The sequence below is a fragment of the Streptomyces sp. BHT-5-2 genome (assembly GCF_019774615.1).
Taxonomy (GTDB): Bacteria; Actinomycetota; Actinomycetes; order Streptomycetales; family Streptomycetaceae; genus Streptomyces.
In genome coordinates this window covers 1,386,050-1,407,801 of sequence record NZ_CP081496.1, presented here as the reverse complement: position 1 = coordinate 1,407,801, position 21,752 = coordinate 1,386,050, and the positions used below count along the sequence as shown (strand labels likewise).

The 21,752-nt window shown below is 71.4% G+C and carries 16 protein-coding genes; 6 read left to right on the top strand and 10 right to left on the bottom strand.

Going from position 1 to position 21,752, the window contains the following annotated elements; genetic code table 11:
- Window positions 1–74 precede the first annotated feature (74 nt).
- Complete coding sequence (locus K2224_RS06115) at window positions 75–1,328, top strand: nitrate/nitrite transporter (protein WP_399019966.1); 1,254 nt, start codon at window positions 75–77, stop codon at window positions 1,326–1,328.
- Window positions 1,329–1,432: 104 nt separating this feature from the next.
- Here K2224_RS06115 and K2224_RS06110 read toward each other — a convergent pair whose 3' ends face one another.
- Both K2224_RS06110 and K2224_RS06105 read right to left on the bottom strand, forming a co-directional pair.
- Window positions 1,433–2,257, bottom strand: a complete 825-nt coding sequence (locus K2224_RS06110) for a maleylpyruvate isomerase family mycothiol-dependent enzyme (protein WP_221905608.1) — start codon at window positions 2,255–2,257, stop codon at window positions 1,433–1,435.
- A gap of 238 nt (window positions 2,258–2,495) precedes the next feature.
- The gene (locus K2224_RS06105) at window positions 2,496–3,026 is read right to left on the bottom strand and encodes an LURP-one-related/scramblase family protein (RefSeq protein WP_221905607.1); all 531 of its coding nucleotides are present in this window, start codon (window positions 3,024–3,026) and stop codon (window positions 2,496–2,498) included.
- A 64-nt stretch (window positions 3,027–3,090) separates the two neighbouring features.
- On the opposite strand from K2224_RS06105, the gene K2224_RS06100 reads away from it, so the two are divergent.
- Window positions 3,091–4,917 (top strand): NHL domain-containing thioredoxin family protein, encoded by a 1,827-nt coding sequence (locus K2224_RS06100; RefSeq protein ID WP_221905606.1) that lies wholly within the window; start codon window positions 3,091–3,093, stop codon window positions 4,915–4,917.
- Window positions 4,918–4,954: 37 nt separating this feature from the next.
- Here K2224_RS06100 and K2224_RS06095 read toward each other — a convergent pair whose 3' ends face one another.
- The 7 genes from K2224_RS06095 to K2224_RS06065 all read right to left on the bottom strand — a co-directional run bounded on the left by K2224_RS06095 (window position 4,955) and on the right by K2224_RS06065 (window position 14,393).
- Window positions 4,955–5,593: a DUF4232 domain-containing protein gene (locus K2224_RS06095; protein ID WP_221905605.1), complete on the bottom strand. Its 639-nt coding sequence runs from the start codon at window positions 5,591–5,593 to the stop codon at window positions 4,955–4,957.
- Between the two features lie 151 nt (window positions 5,594–5,744).
- On the bottom strand, window positions 5,745–6,650 hold the full coding sequence (locus K2224_RS06090) for a helix-turn-helix domain-containing protein (RefSeq protein ID WP_260692349.1): 906 nt from the start codon (window positions 6,648–6,650) through the stop codon (window positions 5,745–5,747).
- A gap of 185 nt (window positions 6,651–6,835) precedes the next feature.
- Window positions 6,836–7,687, bottom strand: coding sequence for a hypothetical protein (locus tag K2224_RS06085; RefSeq protein ID WP_221905604.1), 852 nt, complete (start codon window positions 7,685–7,687; stop codon window positions 6,836–6,838).
- A gap of 340 nt (window positions 7,688–8,027) precedes the next feature.
- Window positions 8,028–8,843: a DUF4232 domain-containing protein gene (locus K2224_RS06080; RefSeq protein WP_221905603.1), complete on the bottom strand. Its 816-nt coding sequence runs from the start codon at window positions 8,841–8,843 to the stop codon at window positions 8,028–8,030.
- A gap of 162 nt (window positions 8,844–9,005) precedes the next feature.
- Window positions 9,006–10,976, bottom strand: coding sequence for a BTAD domain-containing putative transcriptional regulator (locus tag K2224_RS06075; RefSeq protein WP_221905602.1), 1,971 nt, complete (start codon window positions 10,974–10,976; stop codon window positions 9,006–9,008).
- Window position 10,977: 1 nt separating this feature from the next.
- Window positions 10,978–12,273, bottom strand: coding sequence for a M18 family aminopeptidase (locus K2224_RS06070; RefSeq protein ID WP_221905601.1), 1,296 nt, complete (start codon window positions 12,271–12,273; stop codon window positions 10,978–10,980).
- Between the two features lie 293 nt (window positions 12,274–12,566).
- Complete coding sequence (locus tag K2224_RS06065) at window positions 12,567–14,393, bottom strand: acyl-CoA dehydrogenase (protein WP_221905600.1); 1,827 nt, start codon at window positions 14,391–14,393, stop codon at window positions 12,567–12,569.
- 191 nt (window positions 14,394–14,584) lie between these two features.
- On the opposite strand from K2224_RS06065, the gene K2224_RS06060 reads away from it, so the two are divergent.
- The 3 genes from K2224_RS06060 to K2224_RS06050 all read left to right on the top strand — a co-directional run bounded on the left by K2224_RS06060 (window position 14,585) and on the right by K2224_RS06050 (window position 17,532).
- Window positions 14,585–15,055: an SseB family protein gene (locus tag K2224_RS06060; protein ID WP_016571781.1), complete on the top strand. Its 471-nt coding sequence runs from the start codon at window positions 14,585–14,587 to the stop codon at window positions 15,053–15,055.
- A 205-nt stretch (window positions 15,056–15,260) separates the two neighbouring features.
- Complete coding sequence (locus K2224_RS06055; protein WP_221905599.1) at window positions 15,261–16,214, top strand: pirin family protein; 954 nt, start codon at window positions 15,261–15,263, stop codon at window positions 16,212–16,214.
- A 160-nt stretch (window positions 16,215–16,374) separates the two neighbouring features.
- Complete coding sequence (locus K2224_RS06050) at window positions 16,375–17,532, top strand: AI-2E family transporter (protein ID WP_221905598.1); 1,158 nt, start codon at window positions 16,375–16,377, stop codon at window positions 17,530–17,532.
- On the opposite strand, the gene K2224_RS06045 is transcribed toward K2224_RS06050, so the two are convergent.
- A complete protein-coding gene (locus K2224_RS06045; RefSeq protein ID WP_221905597.1) occupies window positions 17,448–19,640 on the bottom strand; it encodes a SpoIIE family protein phosphatase in 2,193 nt (730 codons plus the stop codon). The two genes, K2224_RS06050 and K2224_RS06045, sit on opposite strands and share 85 nt — an antisense overlap.
- Window positions 19,641–19,911: 271 nt before the next feature.
- Between K2224_RS06045 and aspS the strand changes: the two genes are divergently transcribed.
- Window positions 19,912–21,699 carry an aspartate--tRNA ligase gene (aspS, locus tag K2224_RS06040; protein ID WP_221905596.1) on the top strand — a complete coding sequence of 596 codons (1,788 nt, stop codon included), beginning with the start codon at window positions 19,912–19,914 and terminating at the stop codon, window positions 21,697–21,699.
- Window positions 21,700–21,752: the final 53 nt, after the last annotated feature.

The following is a 21,752-nucleotide window of genomic DNA, read 5'->3' as shown; positions in this document are numbered from 1 at the left end:
GTTCCATCGGCGGCGGCATAGGGGCGGGCGGCACCCGCCTGCTGCCCTCGGACCCGCCCGGCGGCCGGAAGGCGGTGGCCGTCTGGAGCATCGGTGTCGCGGTCTACTTCGTCGCGATCACCTACCGCACCAGCCTCGGTGTGGCCGGCCTGGACGCCGCGCACCGCTTCCACATCAACGCCTCCGCGCTCTCGACCTTCTCCATCCTCCAACTGCTGGTCTACGCGGGGATGCAGATACCCGTCGGCGTGCTGGTCGACCGGCTGGGCGCGAAGAGGGTCCTGGCGCTGGGCGTGATCCTGTACACGGCCGGGCAGTTCGGCTTCGCGTTCTCGGACTCGTACGCCATGGCGCTCGGCTCACGGGCGCTGCTGGGCTGCGGCGACGCGATGACGTTCATCAGCGTGTTGCGGCTGGGCTCCCGGTGGTTCCCGGCCCGCCGCGGCCCGATGGTCGCGCAGATCGCCGCCCTGGTCGGGATGGCGGGCAATCTGATCTCCACGCTCGTCCTGGCCCGGCTGCTGCACACCTTCGGCTGGACGACGACCTTCGCCGGCAGTGCCGTGGGCGGGATCGCCGTGCTGGTCCTGCTGCTGCTCTTCCTCAAGGACCACCCCGAGGGCTTCGCCCCGCCGCCCGCGCCCCGCGAGCACGGCGGCGCGGCATTCGTCCGCCGGCAGATCGCCGACGCCTGGCGCGAGCCCGGCACCCGGCTGGGCATGTGGGTGCACTTCACCACGCAGTTCCCGGCGATGGTCTTCCTGCTGCTGTGGGGCCTGCCGTTCCTCGTGGAGGCCCAGGGGCTCTCCCGTGGCACGGCCGGTGAGTTGCTGACGCTCGTGGTGCTCTCCAACATGGCCGTGGGCCTGGTCTACGGGCAGGTCATCGCCCGCCACCACGCGGCCCGTTTGCCGCTGGCGCTGGGCACCGTCGTGGCCACCGCCCTGGTGTGGGCGCTCACCCTGAGCTGGCCCGCCGCGCATGCTCCCATGGCGCTGCTGATCGCGCTCTGCGCGGTGCTGGGCGCTTGCGGCCCCGCTTCGATGATCGGCTTCGACTTCGCCCGGCCGGCCAACCCGCCGGAGCGCCAGGGCACCGCTTCCGGCATCGTCAACATGGGCGGCTTCACCGCCTCGATGACCACCCTGCTCGCGGTCGGCGTCCTCCTCGACGCCACCGGCGACAACTACCGGATCGCCTTCGCCTCGGTCTTCGTGCTGGAGGCGCTCGGCGTCACCCAGATCCTGCGGCTGCGCAGCCGTGCGGCCCGGCGTGAGCGGGAGCGGCTGGTCGTCAGCAGGGTCGAGGCCGTGCACGTCCCGGCCTGAGAACGACCGGTGCCGGTGCCGCCTCCGGCGCACGCGCCTCGGGGCGGCACATCGGCGTCGACGTCGGCGAAGGCTTCGGTTTCACGTGAAACAGCGATCCGGCGTCACGGCGTCACCGCGAAGTTGTCGAGGATGGCCTGGGCCAGCTCCTGGTCACCGTCGATCTTGATGTGCTCGGCGACGGCGGCCGGCCGGACCCGGCCGCAGGCCAGCTGGTGGAAGGTGTCCCAGTCCATCGCCAGTGTCACCGTCGGCCCCAGCGAGACACTGCTGTCGACGGTGGCCTTGCCCTCGTCGTCGACCCGAACGGTGCGCATGAACTCCATCGGACCGCTGATGTCGAAGACCACCGCCGAACGGGCTGGTGCCTTGGCCCGGTTGGTGACGATGCCGGGCAGGACCCGCACCAGCAGATCGCGGGTCACCAGAGCGCCCGGCGAGTCGAGGTTTCCGGGCTTGCCGAGCGTACGGCGCAGGTCCTGCTCGTGTGCCCAGACGTCGAACGCCCGCTGTTCCAGGACGAATTCGAGGGTGCGCTCCTCGCCGAGCGGGCTGCGCACCACGCTGTCCGGCTGGCGGGTCTCGTTCCGCAGCTGCCGGGAACGCCGGATGACGGTGTATTCGAGCTCGCTGAGCATCTCCGGTGCGGTGTGGTGCCGGCGGACGTCGACCTGGACCTCCATCCGGCGGGCCGATTCGGTGCGCACGTGGTAGAGATCGCGCGGCAGCGTGTGGATCGGCCGGGGGTCGCCCAGCATCTCGCATTCCAGGCCGATGACATGGGAGACGATGTCGCGCACGGACCAACCTGGGAGGTCCGTCGCCCTGTTCCACTCCCCCTCGACGAGCGGCGTCACCAGCTCGGTTATCGCTTCTATGGAGTGCGTCCAGGCATCGATGGAGGACTGAAGGCTGGGATGGACGGTCACGGGACCCCTCGAACGGTTCGTACGCGGGCTGCTGTCTGGCAGTTAAGTTACGCTGCGCACGGGCACCCCGGCAGTGCTTTCGGGTGACCATCGTAGGTGGATGTTCGACGGCGGGGCCGCTCGAAAGCGTTGCCGGTGGTACTGTGCGCGATTCGCCGCTCCCGATGGGCGCTGAGCTGGTGGTACCGGCCAATTCCCGTCTGTTCCGGAGGATTTGACCGGTACGTCCGGGCCTTTCTCAGTCGTCCTCCCGTTCCCGCTCGGCCATCCGGATCACGGACACCGCGACGGCGATCAGCAGTGCCGGGTCCGCGTCGTCCCGGATGACGTTGACCCCGTAGGTCTCATGGACGGTCAGCCAGCGTCGGGAGATCTCGGCGAGCAGCTCGCCGTCGTACTCGATCGCGAACTCCCGGTCCAGGAGCTTGCCGCTGACGTCCAGCTCGGTGCCGTCGACCAGCTCGACGCGGTAGTGGTGGCGCAGCAGGGACAGCCGCTTGCGCTTGATCGTCGCCAGCGGCTGGTCGTCCCGCTCGATGGTCATCGTGTCGCGGATGCTGAACATCTTCTTGCGGATGGTGACCAGCACCCGCCGCTCGGTGTCCTTGAGCTCGAAGGTCTCCCGCAGACGCAGTGCCTTCCCGTCCACCAGGAAGGCGTGCCGGCCGTGCTCGTCGTCGACCCAGTAGTCCTCGCCGATGCCGAAGATCCGGTCGTGCACGAAGTACTTGCGGGAGCGGCGGGCGTGCTCCCCGTGGGATTGCAGCATGGGTGACGTGTTCCCCACGCCCCCTGCGGAATGCGTACGCACCGGAGTGACGTTGAATGTCCACATGGCTTCACGTGCGCGCGTCCGGGCCCCCGAGCTGATCGGCAAGGGCGGCTGGCTCAACACCGGCGGAAACGACCTCACTCTGTCCGACCTGCGAGGACGCATTGTCATCCTCGATTTCTGGACGTTCTGCTGTGTGAACTGCCTGCACGTCCTGGACGAGCTGCGGGAGCTGGAGGAGCGCCACCGCGACTCGGTCGTGATCATCGGCGTGCACTCCCCGAAGTTCGTCCACGAGGCCGAGCACCAGGCCGTCGTCGACGCCGTCGAGCGGTACGGCGTCGAGCACCCCGTCCTGGACGACCCCGAGCTGGCCACGTGGAAGCAGTACGCGGTCCGGGCCTGGCCGACGCTGGTGGTGATCGACCCCGAGGGCTATGTCGTGGCCCAGCACGCGGGCGAGGGCCATGCGCACGCCATCGAGAGCCTCGTCGAGGAGCTGATCGCCGAGCACGGCGCCAAGGGCACGCTGCGGCGCGGCGACGGCCCCTACGTACCGCCGGAGCCGGTCGCCACCGACCTCCGCTTCCCCGGCAAGGCGGTACGGCTGCCCGGCGGCACCTTCCTGGTCTCCGACACCACCCGGCACCAACTGGTGGAGCTGGCGGCCGACGGCGAGCAGGTGCTGCGCCGGATCGGCACCGGCGAGCGCGGGCTGGGCCCGGATTCCTTCAACGAGCCGCAGGGGCTGGCGCTGCTCCCCGACGGCAGGGTCGCCGTCGCGGACACCGTCAACCACGCCATCCGGGTCCTCGACCCCGCGACCGGCGCCCTGGAGACGGTGGCCGGCACCGGCAGGCAGTGGTGGCAGGGTTCACCGACCTCCGGCCCGGCGCGCGAGGTGGACCTCTCCTCGCCGTGGGACGTCGCCTGGTGGCAGGACCGGCTGTGGATCGCGATGGCCGGCGTCCACCAGATCTGGACCTACGACCCGGCCGACGGCACGGTGACGGTGGCGGCCGGCACCACCAACGAGGGCCTGGTCGACGGCCCCGCCGCGGAGGCGTGGTTCGCCCAGCCCTCCGGGATCGCGGCGGGCGGCGACCGGCTGTGGATCGCCGACTCCGAGACCAGCGCGGTCCGTTGGATCGAGCGGGCGGCGAACGGCGATCCGGGCGCCCCGGCCGACGGCCATGTCGTCCGCACGGCGGTCGGCACCGGACTCTTCGACTTCGGGCACCGCGACGGCGCCGCCGAGCAGGCCCTGCTCCAGCACCCGCTGGGGGTGACGGCACTGCCCGACGGCTCGGTCGCGATCGCCGACACCTACAACCACGCGCTGCGCCGCTACGACCCGGCGAGCGGCGAGGTGACCACGCTCGCGACCGATCTGCGGGAGCCCTCCGCGGCGGTCCTCGCCGACGACGACATCGTGGTGGTGGAGTCCGCGCGGCACCGGCTGACCCGGCTCCGGCTCCCCGAGGAGGCGGTCCGCGTCGAGTCGGTGGCCCACCGCACCCAGCGCGCCGCCACCGACATCGCCCCGGGCACACTCCGGCTGGACGTGGTCTTCCAGGCGCCGGCCGGCCAGAAGCTCGACACCCGCTACGGGCCCTCGACGCGGCTGCTGGTCAGTGCCACACCGCCGGAACTCCTCGCCGAGGGGGCGGGCGCGGGCACCGATCTGGCGCGGGACCTGGTCCTCGCGGACGATGTGACCGAGGGCGTGCTGCATGTCTCGGCGATGGCCGCGTCCTGCGACGACGCCCCGGACATCGAGTACCCGGCCTGCCATGTGCACCAGCAGGACTGGGGCGTCCCGGTCCGGATCACCGCGGACGGCGTGGCCCGGCTGGGTCTCGTGCTGGCGGGGCTGGACGCGGAGTAACTCCGGCCCCGGCCGGTGTGCCGCGGCCACGGGGGAGCTATCCGACGCCGGCTTCCAGCTTGGCGCCGGAGAGGCTGCTGTTCCAGTTGGTGACCTTGCTCCGGCCGACGGAGATCACGTCGTGCTTGGCCACGAAGTCGTAGACCACGGGCTCGTCGGTGGTCGGGGACCCCGAGGAGCGGCCCATGAACTGGACGGCCACGTTCTTCTGCTTGGTGCCCAGGGCCGCGGGGTTCGTGGTCGGGATGACCGCGTAGGCGGTGCCGTGCGGGCGGAGGGTCACGACGTGGCCCGAGCCCGGCCTCACCATCGGCAGCGGCGTCTTCGCCTGGTCGAACGACAGCAGCGGTGCGTTGTACAGCGTGCAGCGCAGCGTGCCGGAGGAGTTCTGGTACCGCACGGTCACATACCCCTTGGGGCCCGTCTGCTGGCCGAACTGGAGCCGGGACGTGGTGAGGTTGCAGTTCGACGCATGACGGTTGGCCGCCGCGCCCGCGCCCACCCCTGCCGCGGCGCCCCCACCGATGATCTTGCGCTTCTTGCTCTTGGAGGACGAGGAGCTCTTCTTCGACTTCGACGAGTGGCTGTTGCAGCCGGTCAGGGCGACCGAGCCGGCCAGGCCGAGCGCGAGCGCGGCGTAGGCGGCGGAGCGGCGGCGGGTGCGTCGTGCGGTCATGGAGGGTTCCCCCAGGGAGGTACTGCGGACGGCGGGGCGGCTACGTCATGGCACGGCCACGATAGCGACCGCCGCGGGGAAGGCCAGGGCGGGTCCGTTCCGCACCGCCCTGCGCTCGTCTTTCCCCGACACCGCCCGGCAAACCCGGCCCTCAGCGGTTTGCGCAGCGGGGCAGCGCGTCGTCGAGCTGCTCCGGCCGGATGCGGATGCCCGGCAGCCAGGCCGGACCGCCGCTGTGCGCGACCCGGAACCAGATGCTGCTGTGGCCGCCCGCCTCGTCGGTGACGGTGATCCCGTCGGCGATCTTGCAGACGGCGTGCAGCGTGTCACCGTGCCAGACGTGGCCCACGACGTTGGGGCGCTGGTACGGCGCATAGGGGTCGCGTGCCAGCCCGAGCGCGCAGTAGTCGGTACGGCTGTGCCGGCAGACCTGCTCGACGTTGTTCACGGTGACCCGGGCGGGGCCGGTCGCCGGGCCCGGGCTCGCCGCGGACGGGCCCCGTCCGGCGCCGTCCCCGCCCGTCCGGCCCTCGGGACCGGAGCCGGTCAGCGCCAGGACGGCGAACGCGGCTCCGGCGAGGACGGCGGCGGTGCCGAGCCCGGCGAGCGTCAGGCGCAGCCGGCGCCGCCGGGGCGGGAGGTCCCCGGGCTCGGCGCCCGCCGGTTCCGTCTGTTCCGCAGGCTCCTCGGCGCCCGGCCCGGTCCCGGTGTGCGGCGCCGCGGTGGGCGCAGGCGCCTCGTCCGCCGCCTCCTGGGCCCGATGCAGCAGCTTCACCAGCGCGGGCAGCCGGTCCTCGCCGGTGAAGGAGAGCTTGCACCACTGCACCAGCAGCCGCTCGTCGGGCAGGCTCTGCCCGCGCAGATACCGCGAGAGGGACGAGCGGCTGGCCGGCAGCCTTCCCGCCAACTCCTGGAGGCTGTATCCCAGTTCGCCGTGCATGCGGCGGAGTGCGGAGGCGAAGTCGCGTACGGGGCCGGAGAGTTCGGCTGGGAGCGGGGCCAGTGGTTTGCGGCGGATGTTCGTGGCGTCGTTCTCATGGCCGGGCACGTCTCGCATTCCAGCACAGTGGCCATGCGCGTGCGAGGGGCACTTCCGCTCCCCTGTGACGGAAGTGCCCCTCGTTACCCGATCCGGAACGAACACGGACCGTTCGGTGACGTTTCACGTGAAACGGTGCGCCGCCCGCTCGGTGGACTCCGTGGCCCGGACCCGCCGGACGGACCGGCCGCCGTCCGTGGCGTTCAGTCGCCGAACGCCACGGGCCGGTAGGGCTTGAACGCGCTGTCGCCGCCCGGCAGTCCGTAGGTCAGGCTCCGGTGGTCGGTGCCGTGGCCGCCGCGCTGCTCGAAGGCGGTGTACGAGGAGTGCGCGGGGTTGTTCCACGTCTCGAAGATGACGACATGCCGGCTGTTGTTGTCGCCCGTGGCGTCGATGAGCAGGTCCCCGCCCCGCAGCGCGCCGAGCGATATGGGTCGGGTGAGGCTGTGGTCGGTGGCCAGCCCCACGGTGTTGGTGCCCGGCGCCGGCAGTTCGAGTGCCATCGACACATAGCCGGAGCAGTCCTGGCGGTAGCCGTCCTTCCAGAACCTGTCCTGGCCGTACGGGACTTGCGCGCCGTTGTCGGCGGTCATCCAGGTGGCGGCGCGCGCCAGCATTTCCTGGCGCGAGGTGCCCGGTTGCGGCGGCGGACCGCCCTGGACGGGTATCCCCGGCAGCCGGTCCTGCGGTATGTCCACAGCGACCGCGGTGAGATAGCCGCGGAACGGTCGGGTGAGGTGGGCCATGAAGGTCGAGCAGGCGCTGCCCTCGCACACCCGGCGGCCGGTGTCGACCTGGTAGTCGGCGGTGATCCGGTCCCGTCCCGGCCCGGTGGTGTCGATCATCCCGACGGCGGGGGAGTGCGTGTCCGCGGTGGTGTGCACCACCCAACGGGTGCCCCAGGTGGGGAAGTCGGCGGCCGCGGCCTTCCGGGCCTCGGGTGCGGCGCCGCGCGCGACCCCGGCGAGTCCTCCCGTGGTGAGTCCGGCCGCGACGACCGCCGGAACCACCCGGCGCAGCAGGGTCCGACGGGCCGTGGCTCCTCCGAGCTCCACGGAGCTCGTGTCTTCCCCCGCCTGCGTGGTGCCGTGTTCGTCCATGCCCGGTGACCCTCCGCGTCCTCGGTCCCTGTGCCGCTCGCGTGATCGGCTCGCGGCGACGCAGACCATGGTCGGGCGGTGTACGGCCGTGCGGCCGCCGATGCCCGTACCGTGGGACGTACTTCCCGACCGGAAAGGCTTTGACCTGCGAAAACGCCACCCAGGGCGAGTGTTTTCGGGACACCGGCGGGGGCCGCTTGGGACATGACGGGACAGCGCCGGCAGGAGAAAGGGCGCCCGCGGGGGAGTTGCGGGCGCCCTGCTTCGGGGGACCGCCTTCGGGCGGCGGTCCGGGTTACCAGGAGGCGGCGGCCTTCGGGTCGGTCTGCCAGTACGAGACCCGCGCGTTGTCGTCGAGGTACACCGAGCCGCCGGGCAGCGCCACCTTCGCCGAGCCGCCGGCGCTCCCCTGGCCGTCGCGGCCGGCGAGATAGACGGACAGCGAGGTCGCCTGCCGGCCGTGCTCGCCCCCGTCGGCGCCGGACAGCAGTACACCGGCGTATCCGGACTCCCCCGGCGCAAGGGTGACCACGGCCTGCGGCTTGCTGTCCGGCATGTCGGCCAGCGGTGCCTGGGCGTCGTCGAACCGCAGGAAGGGGTAGGCATGGAGATCGCAGGTGGTGCCGGAGGTGTTGGTGGCCTGCAGCAGCAGATGGTTGATCGGGCGGGTCAGCGGCTTCGCCACGATGCGGATCCTGGCGGCGTCGCAGGAGGTCCGCCGGGCACCGGAGCCCTGGCCCCCGCCGGCGGAGGGCCGGCCCGCGCCGCCCGTGGAGGTGCGCTTCCCGCCGCCGGCCGCGCTCTCCGCGACGGTGGTGCCGCCCTTGCCCGACGAGCCGCCGTCGCTCTTCTTCGACGACCCGTCGCCGTCGTCCTTCCCCGTCGGGGCGTTGCTGCCCGGCCCGCCGTGGGCACCGTTGGCCGCCGGGTCCTCGGAGTCCTGCGGGGCCGGGTTGAACGGCTTGGCGTCGCTGGTCTTGAGCGGGTTGTTCTGGCCGCAGGCGGTGAGAGTGAGTGCGGCCACCGCGGTCAGCCCGGCCGCGGCGAGCCGCAACGTACGGTGGCGGGCCGAGCGGACGGGGCGGGCGGCGGTGGCGTCGGTGCGTGGCATGTCCGGTCTCCCCCGGTCGACGGAGGCTGTGGTGCGCTCCGCGGTCCGGCCCGGTGTGGTCGGTCCGGCCCGGTCTGTCCTGTGGTCTGTCCACAAGACTGCCGGGCACCGCTGCCGTCCGACTAACGCCTGCCTAACGCCCGCCCCGTGCGGCGGCGGCGCTCAGCCGGCCCCGCCGCCGGGGTGCCCGTCCCGGTCACCGGGTTCCGCCCCGTCGCCGCCATCCCCCCGCCGTGTGCCGTCCCCGCCCTCGTCCCGGGCGAACAGCTGGGTCAGGGTGCTGATGGTGTAGACGTCGGTGGCCTCCTCGTCCACCAGGTGCATGTCCGCGAGCCGTTCGAGCGCGTCCTGGGTGCGCTCCTGGTCGTAGCCGGCGAGTGCCGCGGCCGCCGAGGCGTTGAGATGCCCGTCGGGACTGTTCGCCAGCGCCCGGAGCAGTCGCGCGTCGTCCGCGGACAGCCGGGCGACGGACATCCGCAGCGCCGCCGCGATACCGGTGTCCTCCGCCGACAGCAGCGTCAGCCGCCGCCGCTCGTCGCGCAGCGCCGAGGCCAGCCTGGCCAGCCGCCAGCGCGGCCGGGCGGTCAGCTGTGCGGCCGCGGCCCGCAGCGCCAGCGGCAACCCGTCGCACAGGTCCACCAGTTCCCGGGCCGCGGCCGGGTCCTCCGCGACCCGCTCCGACCCGAGCATGGCGCCGAGCAGTGCCGCGCCTTCCTCGTGGCCGAGGGCCTGGAGGCCCACCGGCCGGGCGCAGTCCGTGGCCACCAGTCCGTCGAGCCGGCTGCGGCTGGTGACGACCGTGGCGCAGTGCGGGCCACCGGGCAGCAGCGGCCGCACCTGCGCCGAACTCCGCGCGTTGTCCAGGACGACCAGCAGCCGACGGTCGGCGACCAGCGAGCGGAACAGCGCCGAGGCGGCCTGGGCGGAGTTGGGCACCCGCTCCGGCGGTGTGCCGAGCGCCTGCAGGAAGTCGCGCAGGACTTCGGCCGGTGCCGCCTCGTCGCCCTCGCCGAAGCCGCGCAGATCGGCGAAGAGCTGCCCGTCGGGGAAGGCCCCGGCGTGCAGATGCGCCCACTGCACGGCGCACGCGGTCTTGCCGACCCCGGCCGGACCCGCGACCACCGCCAACGGGCTCTCCCCGGTCGTGCGGTCCGCCAACGCCTCGGTCAACGCGTTCAGTTGGCCCTGGCGCCCCAGGAAGCGGGCGGGCGGCCGGGGCAGCAACCGCGGTGCCGTACCGGCCTTGCCGCGAACGGGCTCCACCGCCGTGCCCGGTTGTGTGCCATCGGTGGACGACGCATCGTCGCGATGTTTCACGTGAAACGCGGGCTCGTCGGCCGGAGCGCCCTTGCCGCCGCGGGCCGGCTCCGCGGCCTTGCGGCCCCTGTCCGTGGCCTCCGCACGCAGGATCTCCTCGTACGCCGCACGCAGCCGCTCACCCGGATCGACGCCCAGCTCCTCGCTGAGCAGCCGCCGGGTGCGGTGGTACCACTCCAGCGCGTCGGACTGCCGTCCCGTGCGGAACAGCGCCCGCATCAGCGCGGCGATCAGGCCCTCCCGCAAGGGGTGGTTGACGGCCGCGGAGTACAGCAGGGCGGCGGCCTGTTCCTGTTCGCCGAGCGCACCGTAGGCCCGGGCCAGCGCCTCGACCGCGGAGAGCCTGCGCTCCTCCAGGGCATGCGCGGCGGCCGCGAAGGGCGGGCTGGTGACCGTGCCGGTCAGCGCGGGGCCGCGCCACAGCCCCAGCGCCTCGCGCAGCAGCGGCACCGCATCGCCCGGTGCGGCCTCCGGACGGGCCAACGCGACCAGTTCGCCGAACCGGTGAGCGTCGATCAGCTCCTCCGGGAGCCGCAGCAGATAGGCCGAGCCGTGGGTGGCCAGCTCGATGCCGTATGCCTCGGCGCCGCCCGCGGCCAGCGTGGCGCGCAGCCGCGAGACATGCCCCTGCACGACCGTGCGGGCATGCTCGGGTGGTTCGTCCTCCCACAGGGAGTCGATCAACTGCTCAAGTGGGACGGTGGTGTTGGGCTGCAGAAGCAGCAGTGCCAGCACACTGCGCCGTTTTGCGGGCCCGAGCGAAAGCTCCCCGGAACCGCTCGTCACGGAGATCGGGCCGAGCAGCGAGAATTCCAACTCAGCTCTCCAGGAAGGCCGTCAGGGCGTTCGCCAACAGGTACGGGTCCTGGGCGCCGCACAGTTCGCGGGCCGAGTGCATGGACAGGATCGCGACGCCGATGTCCACGGTCTGGATGCCGTGCCGGGCCGCGGTGATCGGGCCGATCGTGGTGCCGCACGGCATCGAGTTGTGCGACACGAAGGACTGCCATGGCACCCCGGCCCGTTCGCAGGCCGCGGCGAACACCGCCCGGCCGCTGCCGTCGGTGGCGTACCGCTGGTTGACGTTGACCTTGAGGATCGGCCCGCCGTTGGGCATCGGGTGGTGGCCCGGCTCGTGCCGGTCGCTGTAATTGGGGTGCACGGCGTGCCCGGTGTCCGACGACAGGCAGACGGTGCCGGCGAAGGCCCGTGCCCGGTCCTCGTAGGTGCCGCCGCGGGCGAAGACCGAACGCTCCAGCACCGTGCCGAGCAGCGGTCCGTCCGCGCCGGTGTCCGACTGGCTGCCGTTCTCCTCGTGGTCGAAGGCGGCCAGGACCGGGATGCCGGTGAGCCGGCTGCCGGCGGCGGCCGCTGCGGTGAGCGCGGCCGTACCGGCGTGCACGGACAGCAGGTTGTCCATCCGCGGCCCGGCGACCAGTTCGCGGTCCCGTCCGAGGTAGGCGGGCGGTTCCACGCTGTGCACCATCAGGTCCCAGCCCTTGATCTCCGCGGCCGGGACGCCGATCTCCTCCGCGACGAACGCGATCAGATCGCCCTCGGCGACCTCGCCCAGCCCCCAGATCGGCGTCATATGGCGCTGCTTGTCGAGCTTGAGGCCGTCGGCGTTCACCGACCGGTCCAGGTGCACGGCCAGCTGCGGCACCCGCAGCAGCGGCCGGTCCACGTCGACCAGCCGGTTGCTGCCGTCGCTCAGCGTCACCCGGCCGCTGAGCCCCAGGTCGCGGTCGAGCCAGGTGTTGAGGAGTGTCCCGCCGTAGATCTCGACGGCGATCTGCCGCCAGCCGCGGGAACCGGTGTCCGGGATCGGTTTGACGCGCAGGTTGGGGGAGTCGGTGTGCGCCCCGACGATGCGGTACGGGGTCGCGGCGGTCGCGCCCTCGGGCACGTACCAGGCGATGATCGCGCCGCCGCGCAGCACATAGCGTCCGCCGCTCCGGCCGTCCCAGGCGTCGGTCTCCGCCACCTGCCGGAAGCCGGCCTTCTCCAGCCGCGCCGCCGAGTTCGCCACCGCGTGGTACGGCGACGGGCTGGCGGCGAGGAAGGACATCAGGTCGTCGGTGTGGCCGCGGTCGAAGCGGGCGGAGTTGGTCATGGATTCAGCATAAGGAGCCAACTCCGCTCTTCCGCGTGCCCCTGGGGGGCGACTCCATTGCCTTCCGGCCACGATTTCCCCAACGCGGAGCGGATGCGCGGGCGGAGCGCGGGATTCCTCGGTCCACTCGGCCGCACGCGCCTCGGTGGTCTCGCCCGCCCCGGCATGACGGTGCCCGCCTCCCCGGGGGAAGAGAGGCGGGCACCTTCAGTGTGCGCAGTGATTCTGAGAGCTTTGTGAGAACGCTGTGACGGTCCGGGAACAGCCCCGGACCGTCAGGACGCAGCGGAGACTCAGAACGCGGCCTCGTCGAGCTCCATCAGGGACTGGTCGATGGACTCGGCCAGCGTGCGCTGGAGCGCGACGCCCGGCAGGACGTTCTGCGCGAAGAACTTCGCGGCGGCGATCTTGCCCTCGTAGAACGGCTTGTCCTTCGCCGACGCGTCGGCCAGCTTCGTGGCGGCCACCGCCGCGCCCTTCAGGAGCAGGTAGCCGACGACGACGTCACCGGAGGCCATCAGGAGGCGGGTGGTGTTCAGACCGACCTTGTAGATGGACTTGACGTCCTTCTCGGTGGCGGCGAGGTCGGTCAGCATGGCGCCGACGATCGCCTCCAGACCCTCGGCGGCCTTGGCCAGCTCACCGCGGGCCTGCTCCAGCTCGGCACCGCCCTCGCCGTCGGCCAGGAAGGTCTTGATGGTCTCGGCCAGCTGGGTCAGCGCGGCACCCTGGTTGCGGACGATCTTCCGGAAGAAGAAGTCCTGGCCCTGGATGGCGGTGGTGCCCTCGTAGAGAGTGTCGATCTTGGAGTCCCGGATGTACTGCTCGATCGGGTACTCCTGGAGGTAGCCGGAGCCACCGAAGGTCTGCAGCGACTGGGCCAGCTGCTCGTAGGACCGCTCCGAGCCGTAGCCCTTGACGATCGGCAGCAGCAGGTCGTTCAGCGCGTGCGCGGCGGAGGCGTCCTCGCCGGCGGCCTCCTTGATCAGGATCTCGTCCTGGACGGTGGCGGTGTACAGCACCAGGGCGCGCATGCCCTCGGCGTACGCCTTCTGCGTCATCAGGGAGCGGCGCACGTCGGGGTGGTGGGTGATGGTGACGCGCGGGGCGGCCTTGTCGGTGAACGCCGCCAGGTCCGCACCCTGCACGCGCTCCTTGGCGTACTCCAGGGCGTTGAGGTAGCCGGTCGAGAGGGTGGCTATGGCCTTGGTGCCGACCATCATCCGCGCGAACTCGATGATCCGGAACATCTGGCGGATGCCGTCGTGCTTCTCGCCGATCAGCCAGCCCTTGGCGGGGTGGCGGTCGCCGAACGTCATCTCGCAGGTGTTGGACGCCTTCAGGCCCATCTTGTGCTCGACGTTGGTGGCGTAGACGCCGTTGCGCTCGCCCAGCTCACCGGTCTCGAAGTCGAACTCGTACTTCGGCACGAGGAAGAGGGACAGGCCCTTGGTGCCGGGGCCGTGGCCCTCGGGGCGGGCGAGGACGTAGTGGAGGATGTTGTCCGCCATGTCGTGCTCGCCGGAGGTGATGAAGCGCTTCACACCCTCGATGTGCCAGGAGCCGTCCTCCTGCTTGACCGCCTTGGTGCGGCCGGCGCCGACGTCCGAGCCCGCGTCGGGCTCGGTCAGCACCATGGTGGAGCCCCAGCCCTTCTCCGTGGCGATCTTGGCGATGTGCTTCTGCTGCTCGGTGCCCTCCTCGAAGAGCACGCCCGCGAAGGCTGGGCCGGAGGCGTACATCCACACGGCGGGGTTCGAGCCCAGGATCGACTCGGCGAAGGCCCACAGCAGGGAACGCGGCGTCGTGGTGCCGCCGATCTCCTCCGGGACGCCCAGCCGCCACCACTCGGCGTCCATGTACGCCTGGTAGCTCTTCTTGAAGGTGTCCGGCACCGGCGCGGTGTTGGTGTCCGGGTCGAAGACCGGGGGGTTCCGGTCGGCGTCGGCGTAGGAATCGGCCAGCTCGTTCTCCGAGAGGCGGGCGATCTCGGAGAGCACGCTCTTGGCGGTGTCGACGTCCATCTCCGCGAACGGTCCGGTGCCGTACACGCTGTCACGGCCGAACACCTCGAAGAGGTTGAACTCGATGTCGCGGAGATTCGACTTGTAGTGCCCCATGGGTACGGCTCCGTAAGGGTTCGGGAGGGCCTCTGTACGAGGGAAGACCTCGACGCGAGGAAGGGACCTCGATACGCAATACCAGCAAGTAGCTACGATGATGCTACCCACGGGTAATAAGAAGCAACCCCTTACGGCCGATCTGTGACGAGCGTCCCCCCGCGCCGGCCCGAATCAGTACGCTGTGGCGCATGTACGGCTACGACCAGAACGCGGGCGCCGGGCAGCAGTACGGAGCGCCGCCCCCGCCGCAGCAACCGGCCCCCGGAGGCTACGGCGAGCAGCCGCTGTATCCCGAGCCGTCCCCGCCCTCGCTCGCCGACGCGGTGCGGGCCTTCACGACCGGCTCGATGTCGGCCGAGGACTTCCAGGGCATCTTCTCGACCTCCAAGGTCTACTGCCCGCGCGGCGACAACCCCGGTTTCCTGGCGCTGCACAACACCCAGCAGCCGGTGATCCCGATGTTCACCTCGCTCAAGGAGCTGCGCCGGTACGCGGGCAAGGAGTCCAAGTACTTCGTGATCACCGGCGCCGAGGTGCTCGACCTGCTGCCGACCGGCTACGGCTTCGTCCTCGACATGGAGGGCGACCACCGGATGGTCTTCGACGCCAAGGCCGTGGAGCAGATGGTCGACTTCGCGATGCGCAGGATGTACGGCTAGCCGCCCTCGCGCCGCGCCGGCCGACGGTGGCCTCGGGGCGGGCCGCGCCCGCCCCCTTCTCTTCGTCGACCTCCCCCTTCTCTGCTCTTCTCCCTCGCTGACCTGCGGAAATGTACGTGGGGTCGAAACGGGAATGCCGCACGCCTTGCCAGTTGTTCAGCATTCAACTAACTTGTTTGAAGCGCGAACGACCGAGGAGGCCGTCATGCCCGCCGTGACCGTAGAGAATCCGCTGACCCTGCCGAGGGTGGCCGCACCCGCCGGGGCGCGACCCCGGCCCGTACTGGCCGTCACCACCGCCCCGAGCGGCTTCGAGGGCGAGGGCTTCCCGGTGCGCCGCGCCTTCGCCGGCGTCGCCTACAAGCACCTCGACCCGTTCATCATGATGGATCAGATGGGCGAGGTGGAGTACGCGCCCGGAGAGCCCAAGGGCACGCCCTGGCACCCGCACCGCGGCTTCGAGACCGTGACGTATCTGATCGACGGCACCTTTGTGCACCGTGACTCCCAGGGTGGTGGCGGCGTCATCAACGACGGCGACACCCAGTGGATGACGGCGGGCTCCGGGCTGCTGCACATCGAGGCGCCGCCGGAGTCGCTGGTCATGTCGGGCGGCCTCTTCCACGGCCTCCAGCTGTGGGTGAACCTCCCCAAGAGCGACAAGATGATGGCGCCGCGCTACCAGGACATCGGTGGTGGCCGGGTCAAGCTGCTGACCTCCGCCGACGGTGGTGCGCTGCTGCGGCTGATCGCCGGTGACCTCGACGGTCACCAGGGGCCGGGCATCACCCACACCCCCATCACGATGATGCATGTGACGGTGAACCCGGGGGCCGAGGTGACGCTGCCCTGGCGCGCGGACTTCAACGGCCTCGCCTATGCCCTGGCCGGAAGCGGCACGGCCGGCGCGGAGGGCCGCCCGTTCCACATGGGGCAGGCAGTCGTCTTCGGCGAGGGAGACGCGCTCACGATCCGGGCCGACCAGAGCCAGGAGTCGCGCACCCCCAACTTCGAGGTGGTGCTGCTGGGTGGGCTGCCGATCCGCGAGCCGATGATGCACTACGGCCCGTTCGTGATGAACACCCATGCCGAACTGGCCCAAGCCTTCGAGGACTTCCAGGCCGGGCGACTGGGAACGATTCCCGCCGACGCGCTTTGAGCGGCCGCCGAACGCGGGATCGCGGGGGCGGTGTTTCACGTGAAACACCGCCCCCGCACTCATGTTTCACGTGAAACGCCGCGGTACGGGCCGAGCCCCGAACCGTGAGGAGGCCCTCCAATACCCGCCAACAGCCGCTCTGCCGTGGTGGACTGTCCGGGTGCGAAACGACTCGGATCAAGACCGGAGCGGTGCCGAGCCCGGCCGGCCGCCGCACTCCCCGCTGCTCCCGATCGAGGCCCGCCGCGCCGCGGCGTGGTGCGCGGCCGGACTGCTGGTCGCGGCGGTGCTGGCCCTCGGGGTGTGGCTCTGCGTCGAGTTGAGCGCCGCGGTCACGCCCGTCCTGCTGGCACTGCTCGGCAGCGGGCTGCTCGGTCCGGTGTACCGGCGGCTGGTGAAGATGCGGCTCAACCGCTCACTGGCGGCCGGGCTGACCTGCGCCCTTCTGGTGATCGTGGTCGGTGGTGCCGGCTACGTCGTGGTCAGCGCGCTGGTCGACACCGGGGACCAGATCGTCACCTCGCTCAAGAGCGCGGCGGAGGATCTGACCCGGCACTTCGGCGTGGCCGGGAACTCGCTCAGCGATCTGGCCACCAACGCGAAGACGCTGGTCACCAAGTTCGGCAGCACCGCGGCCTCCGGGCTGCTGGCCGGGGTGAGCATCGTCGGGCAGTTCATCGCCGCGGCGGTGCTGGCCCTGCTGCTGACGTTCTTCTTCCTGCGCGACTCGGACAAGGCGGTCCGCGCACTGCACGACTGGGCGCCGCGCAACTCGGCTCCGCAACTGGAACGGATGGCCCGCCGCGGCTTCCAGTCCATCGAGGGCTTTATGCGCGGCACCACCTTCATCGCGTTGATCGACGCCGTCTGCATCACCGTCGGCCTGCTCGTCCTGAAGGTCCCCGGGGCGCTCGGACTGGGCGCGCTGGTCTTCGTCGGCGCCTACATCCCCTACCTCGGCGCCTTCATCTCGGGCGCGGTGGCGATCCTGGTGGCCTTCGCGGACCGGGGCCTGGTGATCGCGCTCTGGGCGCTCGGGGTGGTCCTCGCCGTCCAGGTGCTGGAGGGCCATGTCCTCCAGCCGATGATCCAGAGTCGTACGGTGCAGATGCACCCGGCGGTCGTCATGCTGGCGATCACCGCCGGCGCGAGCGTCGCCGGCATCCTCGGCATGCTGCTGTCCGTCCCGCTGACCGCAGCCGTCTCCGGCGTCCTGCACGAACTGCGCAAGCATTACGCGGCGGGCTCGGGCACGGACTCCTCGGGGCCCGATGACGTCGCGCCGGGGGACTCCCCCACCGCCCCGGCGTCCTCGTAGAGCTCGAACCACGTCGACTTGCCGTCCCCGCGCGGATCCACGCCCCACGCCCCGGCCAGCAGCTCCAGCAGCACCAGCCCACGACCCGAGGACGCCAGTTCACCGGGCCGGCGGCGGTGCGGCAGTTCGTCGCTGCCGTCGGCGACCTCGACCCGGAGGCGCCGGGCACCGTGCTCACCGGCGACCTCCGCCACCAGCAGTGCGTCCCCGTCGGTGTGCGTCAGCACATTGGTGACGATCTCGGAGACCAGCAGCGCCGCGGAATCCACCTGCTCCGGGTCGCGCCAGTCGTGCAGCACATCGCGGATCTGGCGGCGGGCCGCGGCGATCCGCTCGGGCTCCGCCTGGGCGACGGAGAACACGGTGCGCCGCCCGGGCCGCGGTGCCAGCCGGCCCCCGGCTTCCAGACCACAGCCGGCGCTCTCGCGGGAGAGCAGCAGCAGTGCGATGTCGTCCTCGCGGCGATCCACCAGCGGGCCGGTGGTGTGGTGCGACGACGGGCCGTGCACCGCCTGGACCAGGGCGTCGGCCAGCCGCTCCAGGCTTTCCCCGGCCCCTTCCGCTTCCGCCGTGCCCGTGCCGTGCGTCTCGAAGACCTCGCGCAGCCGTCCCCAGCCGGTCTCCAGGTCGTGTCCGCCGGTCTCGATCAGCCCGTCGGTGCACACCAGCATCGTCTCGCCGGGCTCCAGCACGATTCGGGTGGTGGGGTAGTCGCTGTCCGGGTCGATGCCCAGCGGCAGCCCGCCCGATGTGGGCCGGACGATCACCGCGCCGTCGGCCATCCGGATCGCCGGGTCGGGATGGCCGGCCCGCGCCACGTCCAGCAGCCCGGTGGCCGGATCCACCTCGATGTACAGACACGTCGCGAAGCGCTGGTCCTCGCCGTTGCCGTGGAACTCGGTCTCGTTGATGCCGGCCAGGAAGCGGGAGGCGCGGGAGAGCACCGCGTCGGGGTGGTGGCCCTCGGAGGCGTAGGCGCGCAGCGCGATCCGCAGCTGTCCCATCAGGCCCGCGGCCCGTACGTCATGGCCCTGGACGTCCCCGATGACCAGCGCGATCCGTCCGGACGGCAGCGGGATCATGTCGTACCAGTCCCCGCCGACCTCCAGCCCGCCGCCGGTCGGCACATAGCGGGCGGCGACCGCCATCCCGGGGATGTCCGGCTGCACCGTCGGCATCATGCTCCGCTGGAGTCCCACGGCCAGCTCGTGCTGTGACTCCTGCACGCCGGCCCGGGCCAGTGCCTGGGCCAGCATCCGGGCGACGGTGGTCAGCACCGAGCGCTCGTCCGGGGTGAAGGCGACCGGTTCGGCGAAGCCGGCCATCCAGGCGCCGATCGTCCGGCCCGCGTTCACCAGCGGCAGATACGCCCAGGACGTGCGCTCGAAGCAGGCGGCCAGGGGCCAGGTGGCCGGGTAGCGGCGCTGGTAGTCCTCGCGGGTGGGCAGGTAGATGGCCCGTCCGGTGCGCACGACCTCGGCGGCCGGGTAGTCGGTCTCCAGCAGCATCTCGGAGTACGGCAGCCCGTCGTCCGGGAGGTGGCCGTGGTGGCCGATCACCGTGAGCCGGTCGCCCTGGATGCCGAAGACCGCCAGCCCGTCCGGCATGAAGCCCGGCATGGAGAGCCCGGCCGCGACCCGCAGTACCTCGGCCGTGGACCGCGCCTCGGCCAGCGCCCGGCCCGCGTCCAGCAGGAACGCCTCGCGCGAGCGCCGCCAGTCGCCGGTGACCGGGGCCCGCGCCGCCGAGGTGCCCGGCTGGGGCTCGGCCACCTCCTGGAGTGTGCCGACCAGCTCGAAGTCGCCGTCGACGATCCGGGGCCGGGAGCGGGTGCGTACGGTGCGCAGCACTTGCCCGCGCTCGTCCACGATGCGCAGCCGGGCCTCGGCGAGCGTCCCCTCGGAGACCGCGAGTTGCACGACACCGTTGATCTCGGCGAAGTCGACGGGATGAAAACGGGAGCGCACCGCGGCCTCGGTGAGGACGGCCGGCTCGGCGGGAAGGCCCAGCAGCCGGGCCGCCTCGGCGTCGAGGGTCACCCGGCCGGTTGCGTTGTCCCAGAGCCACAGGCCGGTCGCGACGGCGGCCAGGAGGTCCTCGGTGCGCATTGCATCACTTTAGGCGGGTTTGACGCGGCCCGACCAGCACGCCGGGCGTGACCATCGTCGCAGCCCGAGGGCCCGCTTCCACGCCGGGGCGCCGCTGATGGGTATATGTCAACCAGCTCGTCGGGCCCGGGCGGTAACCTGGAGCGGTTATGCCACTCCTGGGGTGGTCTTTCGGGTGATCCACAAGGCGATCGATCGGGCGCGCGAGCCTGCTATCTCCCCTTCTCGCCCGTCAGCTCCCCACCTCGACTCGCGACGACTTGGATGAGCGATGCATCGGTACCGGTCCCATAACTGCGGCGAGCTCCGAGCCGCGGACGTCGACACCGACGTCCGTCTCAGCGGCTGGCTGCACAATCGACGTGACCTGGGCGGCATCCTCTTCATCGATCTGCGCGACCACTACGGCCTCGTGCAGCTCGTCGCCCGTCCCGGCACACCGGCCAACGAGGTCCTCGGCTCGCTGACCAAGGAGACCGTCGTCCGCATCGACGGCAAGGTCAGCGCCCGCGGCGCGGACAACGTCAACCCCGACCTGCCGACCGGCGAGATCGAGATCGAGGTCACCGAGGTCGAGGTGCTCGGGGCCGCCGAGCAGATCCCGTTCACGATCAACGCCGAGGACGGTGTCAACGAGGAGAAGCGCCTCGAATACCGCTTCCTCGACCTGCGCCGCGAGCGCATGCACCGCAACATCATGCTGCGCACGGCCGTGATCTCCGCGATCCGGCACAAGATGGTGGCCCTCGGCTTCAACGAGATGGCGACCCCGATCCTGTCCGCGACCTCCCCCGAGGGCGCCCGCGACTTCCTGGTCCCCTCCCGTCTGCACGCCGGCAAGTTCTACGCGCTGCCGCAGGCTCCGCAGCAGTTCAAGCAGCTGCTGATGATCGCCGGCTTCGACCGCTACTTCCAGATCGCGCCCTGCTTCCGTGACGAGGACGCCCGCGCGGACCGCTCGCCGGGCGAGTTCTACCAGCTCGACATCGAGATGAGCTTCGTCGAGCAGGAGGACGTCTTCCGGCCCGTCGAGAAGCTGATGACCGAGCTCTTCACCGAGTTCGGCGACTGCCGCACGGTCACCTCCCCCTTCCCGCGCATCCCGTTCCGCGAGGCGATGCTCAAGTACGGCTCCGACAAGCCGGACCTGCGCGCCGAGCTGGAACTGGTCGACGTCTCCGACGTCTTCGCACAGTCCGGCTTCAAGGCGTTCGCCGGCAAGCACGTCCGCGCGCTGGCCGTGCCGGACACCGCCGACCAGCCGCGGAAGTTCTTCGACCAGCTGGGCGAGTTCGCTGTCGCCCAGGGCGCCAAGGGCCTGGCCTGGGTCCGCGTCGGCGAGGAGAACGCGCTCGCCGGCCCGATCGCCAAGTTCCTCACCGACGACGACATCAAGGCGCTGGTTGCGGCCCTCGACCTCAAGCCCGGCCACGCCGTCTTCTTCGGCGCCGGCGACTTCGACGAGGTCTCCAAGATCATGGGCGCGGTGCGCGTCGAGGCCGCCAAGCGGGCCGGCCACTTCGTCGAGAACGAGTTCCGCTTCTGCTGGATCGTCGACTTCCCGATGTTCGAGCGCGACGCGGACACCGGCAAGATCGAGTTCTCCCACAACCCGTTCTCCATGCCGCAGGGCGGCCTGGAAGCGCTGGAGACCAAGGACCCGCTGGACATCCTCGCCTGGCAGTACGACATCGTCTGCAACGGCACCGAGCTGTCCTCCGGCGCGATCCGGAACCACGAGCCGGACGTCATGTACAAGGCGTTCGCGATCGCCGGTTACGACAAGGAGACCGTCGAGGCCGAGTTCGGCGGCATGCTTCGCGCCTTCAAGTTCGGCGCCCCGCCGCACGGTGGTATCGCCCCGGGCGTCGACCGGATCGTGATGCTGCTGGCCGACGAGCCCAACATCCGCGAGACCATCGCCTTCCCGCTCAACGGCAACGCCCAGGACCTGCTGATGGGCGCCCCGTCCGAGGTCGACGAGGCCCGCCTGAAGGAGCTGCACCTGAGCATCCGCACGGGTCCGGCGAAGCCGACGCCGTACAAGCCGACCAAGTAGGGCGGCAGCAGGGGGCCCGGGACCGCAGCCGCGGTCCCGGGCCCTCGCACATT

What these genes read in the sequence shown, in the direction of transcription:
- K2224_RS06105 (WP_221905607.1), bottom strand. Translation starts at nt 3,026, where the DNA reads ATGCTGCAATCCCACGGGGAGCACGCCCGCCGCTCCCGCAAGTACTTC.
- K2224_RS06100 (WP_221905606.1), top strand. Translation starts at nt 3,091, where the DNA reads ATGGCTTCACGTGCGCGCGTCCGGGCCCCCGAGCTGATCGGCAAGGGC.
- K2224_RS06095 (WP_221905605.1), bottom strand. Translation starts at nt 5,593, where the DNA reads ATGACCGCACGACGCACCCGCCGCCGCTCCGCCGCCTACGCCGCGCTC.
- K2224_RS06090 (WP_260692349.1), bottom strand. Translation starts at nt 6,650, where the DNA reads ATGCGAGACGTGCCCGGCCATGAGAACGACGCCACGAACATCCGCCGC.
- K2224_RS06080 (WP_221905603.1), bottom strand. Translation starts at nt 8,843, where the DNA reads ATGCCACGCACCGACGCCACCGCCGCCCGCCCCGTCCGCTCGGCCCGC.
- K2224_RS06070 (WP_221905601.1), bottom strand. Translation starts at nt 12,273, where the DNA reads ATGACCAACTCCGCCCGCTTCGACCGCGGCCACACCGACGACCTGATG.
- K2224_RS06065 (WP_221905600.1), bottom strand. Translation starts at nt 14,393, where the DNA reads ATGGGGCACTACAAGTCGAATCTCCGCGACATCGAGTTCAACCTCTTC.
- K2224_RS06060 (WP_016571781.1), top strand. Translation starts at nt 14,585, where the DNA reads ATGTACGGCTACGACCAGAACGCGGGCGCCGGGCAGCAGTACGGAGCG.
- K2224_RS06055 (WP_221905599.1), top strand. Translation starts at nt 15,261, where the DNA reads ATGCCCGCCGTGACCGTAGAGAATCCGCTGACCCTGCCGAGGGTGGCC.
- K2224_RS06045 (WP_221905597.1), bottom strand. Translation starts at nt 19,640, where the DNA reads ATGCGCACCGAGGACCTCCTGGCCGCCGTCGCGACCGGCCTGTGGCTC.
- aspS (WP_221905596.1), top strand. Translation starts at nt 19,912, where the DNA reads ATGCATCGGTACCGGTCCCATAACTGCGGCGAGCTCCGAGCCGCGGAC.